General features: G+C 41.8%; 12 protein-coding genes. 9 read left to right on the top strand and 3 right to left on the bottom strand.

Translation table 11 applies throughout. The features are described from left to right. Positions 1 to 4: 4 nt before the first annotated feature. Together C2M25_RS05695 and C2M25_RS05690 are read right to left on the bottom strand one after the other, a co-directional pair. Positions 5 to 208, bottom strand: a complete 204-nt coding sequence (locus C2M25_RS05695; RefSeq protein WP_105175042.1) for a hypothetical protein — start codon at positions 206 to 208, stop codon at positions 5 to 7. 233 nt (positions 209 to 441) lie between these two features. Then, complete coding sequence (locus tag C2M25_RS05690) at positions 442 to 2,952, bottom strand: EAL domain-containing protein (protein WP_105180660.1); 2,511 nt, start codon at positions 2,950 to 2,952, stop codon at positions 442 to 444. A gap of 214 nt (positions 2,953 to 3,166) precedes the next feature. On the opposite strand from C2M25_RS05690, the gene queA reads away from it, so the two are divergent. The 8 genes from queA to C2M25_RS05650 all read left to right on the top strand — a co-directional run bounded on the left by queA (position 3,167) and on the right by C2M25_RS05650 (position 12,081). After that, the gene (queA, locus tag C2M25_RS05685; protein WP_105180659.1) at positions 3,167 to 4,198 is read left to right on the top strand and encodes a tRNA preQ1(34) S-adenosylmethionine ribosyltransferase-isomerase QueA; all 1,032 of its coding nucleotides are present in this window, start codon (positions 3,167 to 3,169) and stop codon (positions 4,196 to 4,198) included. Between the two features lie 148 nt (positions 4,199 to 4,346). Then, a complete protein-coding gene (gene tgt, locus C2M25_RS05680) occupies positions 4,347 to 5,474 on the top strand; it encodes a tRNA guanosine(34) transglycosylase Tgt (RefSeq protein WP_058583935.1) in 1,128 nt (375 codons plus the stop codon). Between the two features lie 29 nt (positions 5,475 to 5,503). Beyond that, positions 5,504 to 5,842: a preprotein translocase subunit YajC gene (yajC, locus tag C2M25_RS05675; protein WP_036973302.1), complete on the top strand. Its 339-nt coding sequence runs from the start codon at positions 5,504 to 5,506 to the stop codon at positions 5,840 to 5,842. 22 nt (positions 5,843 to 5,864) lie between these two features. Further along, positions 5,865 to 7,724 (top strand): protein translocase subunit SecD, encoded by a 1,860-nt coding sequence (secD, locus tag C2M25_RS05670; RefSeq protein WP_063701803.1) that lies wholly within the window; start codon positions 5,865 to 5,867, stop codon positions 7,722 to 7,724. An 8-nt stretch (positions 7,725 to 7,732) separates the two neighbouring features. Then, on the top strand, positions 7,733 to 8,680 hold the full coding sequence (gene secF / locus C2M25_RS05665; RefSeq protein ID WP_063701801.1) for a protein translocase subunit SecF: 948 nt from the start codon (positions 7,733 to 7,735) through the stop codon (positions 8,678 to 8,680). 56 nt (positions 8,681 to 8,736) lie between these two features. Beyond that, a complete protein-coding gene (locus C2M25_RS05660) occupies positions 8,737 to 9,288 on the top strand; it encodes a hypothetical protein (protein WP_105180658.1) in 552 nt (183 codons plus the stop codon). Positions 9,289 to 9,375: 87 nt separating this feature from the next. Next, a complete protein-coding gene (locus C2M25_RS05655) occupies positions 9,376 to 11,166 on the top strand; it encodes a GGDEF domain-containing protein (protein WP_105180657.1) in 1,791 nt (596 codons plus the stop codon). Between the two features lie 84 nt (positions 11,167 to 11,250). Then, entirely contained in the window at positions 11,251 to 12,081 is an 831-nt protein-coding gene (locus C2M25_RS05650) for a substrate-binding periplasmic protein (protein ID WP_105180656.1), read from the top strand. A gap of 25 nt (positions 12,082 to 12,106) precedes the next feature. On the opposite strand, the gene suhB is transcribed toward C2M25_RS05650, so the two are convergent. Further along, complete coding sequence (suhB, locus tag C2M25_RS05645) at positions 12,107 to 12,910, bottom strand: inositol-1-monophosphatase (RefSeq protein WP_054552496.1); 804 nt, start codon at positions 12,908 to 12,910, stop codon at positions 12,107 to 12,109. A 267-nt stretch (positions 12,911 to 13,177) separates the two neighbouring features. Between suhB and C2M25_RS05640 the strand changes: the two genes are divergently transcribed. Then, positions 13,178 to 13,512: four helix bundle protein (locus C2M25_RS05640; protein ID WP_105175105.1), on the top strand; the 335-nt coding region annotated here is incomplete at its 3' end.

Here is a 13,512-nt window from a genome sequence, read left to right as displayed (position 1 = left end):
CAGCCTAAAGTGGCTGCTTTTCATTCATTGAAAATGGTTTTAAGTCAGGTAAAAACAACAAATAAACCCAGACGACTAAGTTAAAGTAAGGGATTAAACCTAGCCCTGTAAATATTTTCACCGGATACCCCTTAAAGGTCGCATTACGGTAACATTGATACGCTATCCCTAGATTCACAATCAGCAACAAAACGATTAGTTGTGTCATCACTTTTCTCCTTTATACCGTCAATACATGGACTTAACGATGTTAAGTCACATTCAGTATGTTTAATGTAATAAGTAATGTCATGTTTTTATTTGATAATCACCATAAAACCACGACATTTGTTCTTGCTGTGGATTAAAGTATAGATGAGTATTGTGAGTATGGAAGCTTAAAAACTAATAAAAAATGTTTAAAAATGTATCAGAACTAGGCTTTTTAATGTTAGCCAACTGTTAATTAAACAGATTATTTTCAGATATTTTTTTAAGTTCAGCGCTAATTTTTTCAACCGGTACAGGGCGGGCAATAAAGTACCCTTGACCATAGTCTATACCAATTTCTTTTAGTGCTAAGAATATTTCTTTGTTTTCAACATATTCAGCTACAGAGCGCTTATCAAGCGAACGGCTAATATCATTGATCGCTTTTACAAGTGCTAAATCGATTGGGTCATTCAACATATCACGAACAAATGAGCCATCAATTTTTACATGCTGAGCCGGTAATTGTTTAAGGTAGTTGAAGGTACTAAAGCCAGTACCAAAGTCATCAATCGAGAAATGACAGCCTAAGCCGTTTAAACGCTCGATCATGGCACGGGTTGCCACCAGGTTATTGATACTCGCAGACTCGGTGATCTCAAAAATAATGCGTGTTGGTTCAACATTATATTCTTTTAAGCTCGATTCAATGTGCGGCAATAGGCGCTCATCTAAAAACGACTGTGCTGATAAGTTAATTGCGACTTGATTAAGCTCTGGGTACTCGGCAACGCTCTTAATAGCATTACGAATGACGCATTGATCCATTAAAAAGGTATCGTTTAAAAGCTCAAGCGCAGGAATAAACTGGTTGGGATAAATAAGCTCGTCATTCAACTTCAAACGTAATAGCGCTTCAAAATAAGCAACATGGCCGCGTTTGAAGTCCCAAATTGGTTGATAGTGCAGTTCGATTGCATCATGTTGTAATGCTTGGCGAATGCTATGACCCCACTCAAGACCAGCTTGTAAGCTGTTATGATGGCTATCTTCTTTTGAGTAACAGTGAACTAAGTTACGGCCTAAGCTTTTTGCTACATAAAGGGCGATATCAGCTTGCTTTAAACATTCACTTGGGTCGTTATTTTGCTCAGTGATTTGTGTTAAACCAATGGAGCAGCTAATTGAGTACTCTTGGCCTTCGGAGTGAAAGCGGTGTTTTTCAATCGCCATACAAATACTTTCTGCCACCAAGTGTGCATCAAGTAAGTTAGTATTTTTTAAGATCACGGCAAATTCATCACCACCGATGCGGCACACTAAATGCTCATCACTGATATTCGCAGTAAATAACTGGGCAACCTCTTTTAAAACGATGTCACCTTGTTGATGGCCTTTACTATCGTTAATGATTTTAAAGTGATCTAAATCGATATAGATGAGCGCATGCTCGGTATCTTTACTGGTGTATTTGGCCTTACAAATACGTTGTAACTGTTGGTCAAAGTAGTAACGGTTATGCAATTCAGTGAGCGTATCGTGTAAGGCTAAGTGACGAAGCTGTAGCTCAGCTTGCTTACGTTCATGAATGTTATCGATAGTTGCAGTTATGGTCGCAGAGTTTTGGCTGTTTTTAATCAGCTGTAAACGACACTCAACCCAAATAGCATTGCCATTTTTATGCTTAAGTTGGATCTCTACCTGTTGCTGTTGCTCACCACCATGCAAAATACTTTGAATTGTATCTTGCAGCTTTGTTTTGCACTCAGGCAAACAAAAATCAGTTAATGATTTCGCCAAGCTAGACTTAATACCATATCCCGTTAAGTGCTCCCAAGCTGGGTTAATAAAGCGAATATTTCCCTCTTGGTTAAACTCAAGTACCACCGTATTTAAATGTAATAAGATACGTTGGTGGGCAGAAAACAGCTCTTTATAGCGGCTTTGACTTTGGCTTAGTTGTTCTACTTTTTGCGCAAACTCTGCGTAGCTCACCATGAAATCTTCACGACGGGCAGCGTGATCACACACTTTACTCAATAATGAATGATCGTACGGGGCACGAATAAAATCAGTAACACCAGAAAGTAATAACTGCTCTGCGTAATCTGCATCATTGTTATCAATGATGGTTACGATTGCTTGCTTAGGGTTGTGTTGTAATATTTCGCTAATTAACCCCGCCGCAGTATCTGAATGAGACTCGGTCGCGTCAATCAATACAATGGCAAACTTCTGTTGTAGATAGGTAGCAAGCGTCGCTTTTGTTGAGGTGGTATGGGTTATCGCGAAGCTAAGTTTTAGCTGTTCGCTGATATCCTTTGCCTTACGGTTATCGGTTTCAAGTAGTAATAAATTAAGGCGACTACTTTTTTCAAGGTGTGTTGATAACACGTTGGCAAGCACTTGCGGCAACATATCTTGGCGTTCAAATGGAAGAACAGCATCAATGCCATAGCTTCGTGCAGTGGTTTCGGCTATACGTTCACAATAGATTGGTGGAGTAAGTAAAATAGGTGTGTTTTTTGGGGTTTTCAATAGCCCTGAACGGATCATGCGCGAAAAGCGCCAACCATCAATCTTACCGACTTCAAGGCCTGTAATGATAATATCCACCGGGTGGCTTTTGAGAATTTTTAGCGCATCTTGAGAGTCACTGGCTTCGATAAACATGAAAACATTAAGCTTGTTTAATGTCGACTTAATAGTCTCACGCTCAGCAACGCTTGCGTTCAAAATTAGCAGCTTTAACTGCTTGGCCATGGCGCTACTACCTCTTACTTAAACCATGTTTAGTGAATAAGCTAGAATAATGACATTTTGCCTAATCTACAAGCAAACTTTACCCAAAAGCGGTTAATAAGTACTTAAGTTTGTAATCCTTTAAGCTTGTACGAAGTTGGCACAGGGCTTTGCTTGAGGTGGTGGGCGTATCAGAGTAAACTTGGCGCGTTTTTATTAATGAGAGATATGCTCTATGCGCGTAGCTGATTTTAGCTTTGACCTTCCTGATGAATTAATTGCTCGTTTTCCGAAAGCAGATCGAACTAGCAGCCGTTTACTGACGCTTGATGGCCCATCAGGCCACCTTGAGCATAAAGTGTTTAGTGATATTTTATCGCTTGTTAATGAAAATGACTTATTAGTTTTTAATAACACTAAAGTGATCCCTGCGCGTATGTTTGGGCAAAAAGAATCGGGCGGTAAGCTTGAGGTGTTAGTTGAGCGCGTACTCGACGAGCACCGTGTGCTTGCGCATGTGCGAGCTAGCAAATCGCCAAAACCAGGCTCAAAAATCATTCTTGAAGGTAAAGCAGAAGCAACCATGGTTGCGCGTCATGGCGAGCTTTTTGAGCTTGAATTTGCCAAAGACGAAAATGTCCTCGATATCTTAAACGACATCGGCCACATGCCATTACCACCTTATATTGACCGCCCTGATAACGAGTCAGATCGTGAGCGCTATCAAACAGTTTATGGTGAAAAGCCAGGTGCCGTAGCCGCGCCAACAGCTGGCCTGCATTTTGATGATAAATTAATGGCGGCCTTAAAAGATAAGGGCATTAACATGGCGTTTGTGACTTTGCATGTCGGTGCGGGTACATTCCAGCCTGTGCGTGTTGACTCAGTTGACGAGCATGTTATGCACTCTGAGTACATTGAAGTGCCTGATGATGTGGTTAAAGCGGTAGCCGAAACGAAAGCGAAAGGTGGTCGCGTAATAGCCGTAGGTACTACCTCAGTCCGCTCGTTAGAGTCTGCTGCTAAAGTGCACGGCGGCAAATTAGATACTTACTTTGGTGATACCGATATCTTTATTTACCCGGGTTATCAGTTCAATGTGGTTGATGCCATGGTAACAAATTTCCACTTGCCTGAATCAACATTGATTATGTTAGTCAGTGCCTTTGCAGGCCAAGATAACATTATGGGTGCTTATCATACGGCGATAAAAGAACAGTATCGCTTCTTTAGTTATGGCTATGCGATGTTCTTAACGCGCAAATAACGATTATACCCAATAAAAAGCCCAGTTTTTGAACTGGGCTTTTTATTTTCGAATTTAGCCCAATTAATAGTAATAAACCTGCAAACAGGGTAGAATCGAGCGGTTAAATTATAGCTTGTTGGACTGTTTTTCCGACACTGAGGATAATATGAAATTTGAATTAGACCGCACTGACGGTAAAGCGCGCCGCGGCCGCTTGATTTTTGAACGTGGCGTTGTAGAAACCCCTGCATTTATGCCGGTAGGTACTTACGGCACAGTTAAGGGCATGACCCCTGACGAAGTAAAAGATACTGGCGCGCAAATCTGCTTAGGTAACACTTTCCATTTAATGTTACGTCCTGGCACAGAAATCATTAAGCAGCACGGTGACTTACACGACTTCATGAATTGGGATCGTCCAATCCTAACTGATTCAGGCGGTTTCCAAGTATTCAGCTTAGGTGCAATGCGTAAAATCACAGAAGAAGGCGTGATGTTCAGCTCACCAGTTAATGGTGAAAAAATCATGCTTTCGCCAGAAAAAGCGATGCAAGTTCAGCGTGATCTAGGCTCTGACATCGTAATGATTTTTGACGAATGTACGCCATACCCAGCGACAGAAAAAGAAGCGAAAGACTCTATGGAGTTATCACTTCGTTGGGCTAAACGCTCAAAAGAAGGCCATGGTGACAACCCAGCTGCGCTATTTGGTATTATACAAGGTGGTATGTACCCTGAGCTTCGTGCACAATCGCAAAAAGGCTTAGAAGAAATCGGCTTTGATGGTTATGCATTAGGTGGTTTATCGGTTGGTGAGCCAAAAAACGAGATGATCAATATTCTTGATCACTGTGCTTACAAAATGCCAGAAGACAAACCTCGTTACTTAATGGGTGTTGGTAAACCTGAAGACTTAGTTGAAGCGGTTCGCCGTGGTATCGATATGTTTGACTGTGTAATGCCTACGCGTAATGCCCGTAACGGCCACTTATTCGTTACTGGCGGCATTGTTAAAATCCGTAATGCAGTACATAAAACAGACACCGGTCCACTGGATCCTGAGTGTGATTGTCATACATGTAAAAACTATTCACGTGCATACTTGCATCATCTTGATAAATGTAATGAAATCTTAGGCGCACGTCTAAACACGATTCACAACTTACGTTATTATCAACGCGTGATGGAAGGCTTACGTAATGCCATCAGTAATGGCAAACTAGACGAATTTGTTGCAGATTTTTATGCACGCCGTGGTCAAGAAGTACCAGAGCTTGCAGATACATCAGATTAAATTTTTAGAAAAATTAAAGAGGAAGTGAAATGAGTTTATTCATCTCAAACGCCCACGCAAGTGCGGCAGGTGCAGCACCAGCAGGTGGTGGCATGGAAATGCTAATCATGTTGGGTATTTTCGGTCTGGTATTTTATTTCTTAATCTACCGTCCACAAGCTAAGCGTGTAAAAGAGCATAAAGCCCTAATGAGCGCAATGGCGAAAGGCGACGAAGTACTAACGCAAGGTGGTTTAGTAGGTAAGATTGCTAAAATCGCTGATGACAAAGACTTCATCGTGATTTCATTAAACGACCAAGCAGAAGTAACAGTTCAAAAATCAGCTGTTTCTGCAGTATTGCCAAAAGGCACTATGAAGTCGCTATAACAATAAAAATAAGGACTCACACGTGTTAAACAAGTTTCCATTATGGAAGTATTTACTTGTTCTTGTAGTGTTAGTCGTTGGTATTTTATATGCCTCACCTAACTTGTATGGCCGTGACCCGGCCATCCAAGTATCGGGCACTAAAGGTACTGATGCTGACCTCAGCGTACTCGATAAAGTAAATGCGACTCTCAAAGAACATAACGTTACTGTTAAATCAAGCAAACTTGAAGACGGACAAATCCTCGTTCGTTTTAAGAATGTTGAAGACCAACTAAAAGCGCAAGATCTACTGCGTGATTCCCTTAGTGAAGATTACATCTCAGCAATCAATATGGCGCCTGCTCAACCTGAGTGGTTAAAGTCTTTGGGTGGTAACCCAATGAAACTAGGCCTAGATTTAAGCGGTGGTGTTCACTTTACTATGGAAATCGACATGGCGACGGCGGTTGATACTCAGCTTGAGCAAATGGAACAAGATTTCAAAAGTGACTTACGTGAAGAAAAACTACGTTATCGCACCATTCGCCGTGTAGCGAATAGCGAGCGATTACGTGTTGAAATGCGTAACGAAGAAGATAAAAGCGCAGCAGAGCGTTTCTTATCAACACGTTACCCATTAAACGTATACGTTGATGATAGCAGCAGCGACAATGCTTTTTACGTGAGCATGAGCGAGCAAAAGTTAAAAGAAATTCGTGACTACGCTATCAAACAAAACGAAACGATTATCCGTAACCGTATTAACCAAATCGGTGTTGCAGAGCCTAACGTACAGCGCCAAGGTGCTGAGCGTATCATCGTGCAACTTCCGGGTGTGCAAGATACAGCGCGTGCAAAAGAAATTCTGGGTGCAACAGCAACACTCGAATTCCGCGAAGTTGACGAGAACGCAGATGCAAGTGCTGCGCTGCAAGGTCGTTTACCGCCAGGTACAGAAATGATCATGGCGCGTGAAGGTTACCCTGTGGTACTTAAGCAACGCATCATTCTTGAAGGTAGTCATATTACTGGTGCGCAATCAGGCACAGATGAGTATCAACGTCCACAAGTTAGCATTACGCTAGACAGCAAAGGTGGCGCAAAAATGAATGCGTTCACTAAGCGTGCTATCGGTAAACGCATGGCAACGGTATTCATTGAATACAAGCCATCGGGTAAAACAGATGAAAACGGTAAAGCGCTTCCGCCAATTAAAGTGGAAGAAGTGATCAATGTGGCAACCATTCAAGCGCGCCTTGACCGTTCATTCCGTATTACTGGTATCGATAACCCAGCTGAAGCACATAATCTAAGTTTATTACTTCGTGCCGGTGCACTTGTAGCGCCAATTCAAATTGTTGAAGAGCGCACAGTAGGTCCAAGCCTAGGTCAAGAGAACATCGAAGCGGGTATGACTGCGGTTGTGCTTGGTTTTGTGTTTGTACTTGTATTTATGCTTGTTTACTACAAAGGTTTCGGCATGGTGGCAAATTTGGCACTGGGCGCAAACTTAGTATTAATCGTCGGCGTAATGTCGCTTATCCCAGGTGCAGCGTTAACGCTACCGGGTATTGCAGGTATCGTATTGACCGTCGGTATGGCGGTTGACGCCAACGTACTTATTTTTGAACGTATTCGTGAAGAACTTGCTGATGGCCGTAGCCCGCAACAAGCTGTTCATTTTGGTTACGACAGCGCATTTAGTACGATTTTCGATGCTAACATCACAACGCTAATCGCAGCAGTGATCCTATTTGCAGTGGGTACTGGTCCTATTGCTGGTTTCGCAGTAACACTTGCGATTGGTATTATCACCTCTATGTTTACAGCCATTGTTGGTACCCGTGCGGTAATCAACTTATTCATTGGCGGTAAGCGTATTGAGAAGTTGTCGATTTAGGAGTCAGCATGCAAATTTTAAAACTCGGTGGTAAAACACTCGGCTTTATGAAGTTACGTAAGTTTGCCATGACAGTATCAACCTTGTTGATTTTGGCTTCTTTCGTATCGTTTTTTACTAAAGGCTTAAACTTCGGTCTCGACTTTACTGGCGGTACCGCTGTTGAAGTAGGCTTTACAGAGGCACCCGATCTTAAACAAGTACGTGATGCAATCACAGAAAGTGGTTTTGAAGATTTCTCGGTGCAGCTGTTTGGCTCAAGTAAAGAGATTTTAGTACGTCTTGCACCGCAAGGTGCAGGCGTTAAAGCAGAAGTTATTGGTAACCAAATCATTACGGCATTGCAAAAAATTGAGCCGACAGTAGAAATGCGTCGTATCGAATTTGTTGGCCCAAGTGTGGGTGAAGATCTAAAAGAGCAGGGTGGCCTTGCCATGTTAACTGCACTTATCTGTATCTTAATTTACGTTGCGTTTCGTTTTGAATGGCGATTTGCGGTAGGTGCGGTTTCAGCACTATTACATGACGTTATCATCACATTAGGTTTATTCTCAGTGCTAGGTCTTGAGTTTGACTTAACGATTCTTGCGGCGATTTTGGCAGTAATAGGTTACTCACTCAACGATACTATCGTTGTATCTGACCGTATCCGTGAAAACTTCCGTAAAGTGCGTGTTGATGACACGATTGAAATTATCGATATTTCATTAACGCAGACGTTAAACCGTACATTAGTTACTTCAATCACGACAATTTTAGTATTGATTGCATTGTTCGTATGGGGTGGTCAAACGATCCACGGTTTCGCAACTGCGTTACTATTTGGTGTGTTCATCGGTACTTACTCGTCTGTTTACGTTGCTTCAGCAGTAGCAATTGCAATGGGTGTAAGTAAAGAAGACTTAATTCCAGAAGTAATTGAAAAAGAAGGTGCGGATCTCGATCCTATGCCTTAATAAGTGATACAAAAAGAAACCGCCCTAATTAGGGCGGTTTTTTTATGGGAGACATTATGAAACACCTGATGTTTAGCGTGTTTATACTTTTAATGCTTAGTGCTTGTGACGATAAGCCTGAGCCAGAACAGACAGAAGTACAGCAAATACCTGAGGTAACACTTGAGCAGCAGTTCGACAACTACCAAGGTTTAGCTTGGCAAGTTGTAGAGGCATTGCAAAACCAATCAACAACTCAGCAATTACAAGATTTGACGCTTAAGCTAATTACTTCATCAACAGGTTTGTTTTTAAACCTAAAAGCGCAGCTGCCAGAGTGTGAGGCAAGTTTGCATGCGTTGGCAGACGCAACCGAGTTTCAGCAACCGCAAAGTAATGACACAGACGCGTTAAAGAATGAAATCATTATCAACCTCGAGCCAAACCTTCCTGAGTTTGCTGCAGCAAGTTGCTATCATGCGCAGCAGTTATTACTTAATCCGCTTGCCGTCTATTCGCTAGCGCAACAAGCTGATTTAGCACAGAGTGATTACCAAAAAGCTAAATTAAAAATGACAGATAGTTTTGCTCGCATTAAGCAGCTTGAGCTGATCACCGCTATTGAGTAGTCAGTACTCGTCATAGCCTTGCCATAAAATTGTCATACAAGGTTGCTAATTTAGCCGTCTATTTGTATTACTAACGCTAGGTGTAAGGTGAGCGCGCAACTACAGCAGATCTTAGATAACAGTGCTATTGAAACCTTGTTTCAGCCTATCTTTGATATTTCTAATCAGCATATTTTGGGTTATGAGGCATTAAGTCGCGGTCCAAAAGGGTCTGAGCTAGAAATGCCGAGTGCATTATTCAGCGAAGCAATTGCTTGCCATAAAATCTCTGAATTAGAGCTACTTTGTCGCAGTAAGGCAATTGAGAACTTTGTTAAACTCAATCTGCAAGGTAAGTTATTCCTTAATGTAAGTCCTAAAACCTTACTTGACCCTTGCCATCCTAAAGGTGAAACATTACATCTAGTTGAGCACTTTGGTCTTGCAACCAATCGGGTCGTTATTGAGGTTACAGAGCAAGAAAAAGTGGATGATGGCTTTTTATTATTAAAAACCATTGCCCATTACCGCGAACTAGGTTTTTCGATTGCCATTGATGACTTAGGGGCTGGCTATTCGGGTTTAAAGCAATGGTCTGAGTTATGTCCTGAGTTTGTAAAAATAGACCGCTACTTTATTGATCATTGCGACCAGAGTGTGGTTAAAAAAGAGTTTTTAAAGTCAATTATTGAGCTTGCAAAAGCCACCAATACGCAAGTTATCGCAGAAGGGATAGAACGAGCAGAGGAGCTTCGTTTACTCGAAAGCTTAGGCGTGCAGCACGCACAAGGCTTTTTACTCGAAAGGCCGAGTATACAACCAAGCTACGAAATAAATATTCATTGCTTAAAGCACTTAGAATCATCAGATAGCAGCAATACTTTTGAACAGTCTATGGCGATTGGTTGGTTGGCAGTCGAGCACGCCAGCATAGAAGCAACAACCCGTTGCAAAGACGCGCACAGCATCTTTGAGCAAGATAAAAGTTTAACGAGTCTTGCGGTGCTTGAGCACAATATTCCTGTTGGTTTATTACACCGAGATCAACTCACTGAAGTGTTTGCCGCTCCCTATGGTCATGCACTTTATGATAAGCAGCCGGTTACTTCATTAATGGATAAGCAGCCGTTAATCGTTGATGAAAACGAGTTACTCGATACAGTGAGTCAGCAAATTACCGAATTTGAGTTTGATATTAGACGCCACATTGTTATCACCCGTAATGGCGAATATTTAGGTTTGGCGCCATTGCGTAATATCTTAAAGCACATTACCGAAGAAAAAATCCGCCATGCGCAACATGCAAACCCGCTGACTATGCTGCCGGGTAATGTCGCGATTAATGAAGCGATAGAGCTGAGGCTTCGCAATAATTATCCGTTCTCACTCGCATATGTTGATTTAAATCACTTTAAACAATTTAATGACCTATACGGTTATGCCAGCGGTGACAGCGTTATAAAATTACTTGCTGAAGTCATCGTAGAGGCGTGTAGCACTAGTAAAGGTTTTGTCGGCCATATTGGTGGTGATGACTTTATGGTGGTGTTTGATCAAAACGATGCAGAGCACGTATGCCATGACATCATTAGTAAGTTTGAGCTGCAGTCTCGGGCCTTTTTCACCCCAGAACATATTGAGCAAGGGGGTTATTGGGCAAGCAACCGCGAAGGTAAAAAGCAGTTTGTGCCACTACTTACATTATCAATCGGTTTAGTTAAGCCTGATTTAGAGCTATGTATTAACAGCCACCAAGTTGCAGCACTGGCAACAGATGCGAAAAAAGAAGCAAAACGTTATCAGAGTAGCCACTTATTTGTATGCAAACGAAGCCGCCCAGCACCTGCGGTAGTCCGTTTGAATTGCCAAAAAGATGAAGCATTCCCTATTAGTTCATGAAGAAATTTTAAGTTTGAATATTTTTACTTGTGTCCCTGTTTAACAGGGTGTAGCTTAAAAAAAACACAATAATCAAAAATAACAATGAAGCGACTATGTAGTGCAATCCTAGTATTGCTAAGCCTAGGATACAGCCTTACCACAGAAGCTAACAATGTGGTCAATTTAGCGATTGAACAACGCCCACTGTATAAACGCGATTATTATCTTCATGAATTGCTGGCAGCGGCTTTACGCGCCAGTAATTATCAAGCAGAAATCAGCGAAGTTCTGGTTCACCCTCATCAACAGCGCACTTTGCTGATGCTCGATGAAAACCAGGCTGATGTGTTTTGGAGTATGACAAGCCCCGAGCGAGAACACCTTGCAATAGCCGTTAAAGTGCCACTGTTTAAAGGCTACATTGGTAAACGCGCATTACTCACTAAACGAGCTTTTTTACCACGTTTTAAAGATGTAAAAACGAAGCAAGATTTAGCGCAGTTTAGTGCCATTCAAGGCCATGATTGGCCCGATACTAAAATCCTTGCGCAAAACGGCTTAACAGTCAGGCCACTGGCAAATTATCAGGCGATGTTTAACCTAGTGATCAGAGGGCGAGTTGATTATTTTCCGCGTTCGTTCATTGAAGTCATTTCTGAAATGGAACAAGTGAAAAGTGACGAACTTGTCATTGTGCCTAATCTTTATATTAGTTATCCAACGGCATTTTACTTTTTTGTCAGTAACCACAAGCCTGAATTGGCCGAAGCCCTGTTAAAAGGACTCAAGGTGATGAAAAGCACGGGCGAGTTTGAGCAATTATTTGCCAGTTACTTTGCTGAAGACTTGGCTAAGTTGCCATTTAAAGAAGGTGAAGTCATAGAGATAAAACTCGACAACGATTATTTTCAGCCACAAAAAAAGGAGCCGTAGCTCCTTTTTTGCATTACAACCGCTATTAGCGAAGTAGTGACTCAGTTAACACTGGGCGAATTTCACGAATGATCGCTTGAGTTAACTTAGGTGCACCACAGATGATGTTGCCGCTTTGGTTGTAGTTAATACCACCTGCGAAATCAACAACCATACCGCCCGCTTCTTTAACTAAAAGCTCGCCTGCTGCTGTGTCCCATGGCTTAAGGCCAATTTCAAAGAAACCATCAACACGACCCGCAGCAACATATGCCATATCTAATGCCGCAGAACCTGCACGGCGGATATCAGCAGTGTGTACGAAAAGTGCTTTAAACGCTTCAGAGTATGCGTCTAAGTGGTGCTTTTGTTTGAATGGGAAACCAGTTGCAAGTACAGAGCCCGCTAACTCGTTAGTTTTAGTTACGCGTAAACGCTTGCTGTTAAGCTGTGCGCCTTGACCACGTGATGCAGTGAATAATTCACCACGGATTGGATCATAGATAACAGCTTGGTCTAAACGACCTTTAACTTTAAGTGCAATAGATACTGCGAAATGAGGGATACCCTTGATGAAGTTAGTTGTGCCATCAAGAGGGTCTACAATCCATTGGTAATCTGCATCTTTACCTTTATGCTCACCAAGCTCTTCACCTACGATAGTGTGATCTGGGTAAGATTTTAAAATAGTGTCACGAATTGCGGCTTCAGCTTCTTTGTCGATGTTAGTCACTAAGTCGTTAGTGCCTTTTTGTTGTACATCAACTTTTGATAAGTCTTCACTTGCGCGAAGTAAAATTTTGCCTGCGTTACGCGCAGCGCGAACCGCAATGTTTAACATTGGATGCATAGCATTACCTTTGGGTTGTAAAAGAACGAATATATTTAAGCCGGCGTATTCTAGCGATTTCTAGCGTAAAGTAAACAAGAAACTCGAATAAGTTAGGTTGTTTTTTGTACGATTCTGATTTTGTTATTGTTTAATCTCAGAAGAAGTGGTTAGTCGTCAGCCGTCAGCCGTCAGCCGTCAGCCGTCAGCCGTCAGCCGTCAGTTTGAAATTTGCATTCTGAGAAATTCGTGCCTATATAAAGTTTTTATACTTAAAAGGATGCAAGTATGAATTTTGAAAAATTAGAGGTATGGAAGCGATCAGCAAGATTAAGTGCTGAAATCTACAAAGAAACGACTGATCTGAATGACTTTGGTTTTCGCAATCAACTCACACGTTCTGGTTTATCAATACCGAGTAACATCGCAGAAGGTATGGCTAGAATCAGCAAAAAAGAGCGGGTGCGTTTTTTAGATATATCAAGATCGTCAATAGCAGAAACACGAACGCAAATTTATATCGGAATTGAGATTAAATACATTGATGCTGCCATCGGTAGAGCTTGGGTAAGTGAAACGGAAGAGCTATCAAGAATGTTGACATCTCTTATGCATAGGATCGA

The sequence above is a fragment of the Pseudoalteromonas sp. T1lg21 genome (genome assembly GCF_002964625.1).
Classification (GTDB): Bacteria; Pseudomonadota; Gammaproteobacteria; order Enterobacterales; family Alteromonadaceae; genus Pseudoalteromonas; species Pseudoalteromonas gelatinilytica.
Note: the sequence above shows the minus strand (reverse complement) of the source record. Positions and strands in the feature narration are given on the sequence as shown.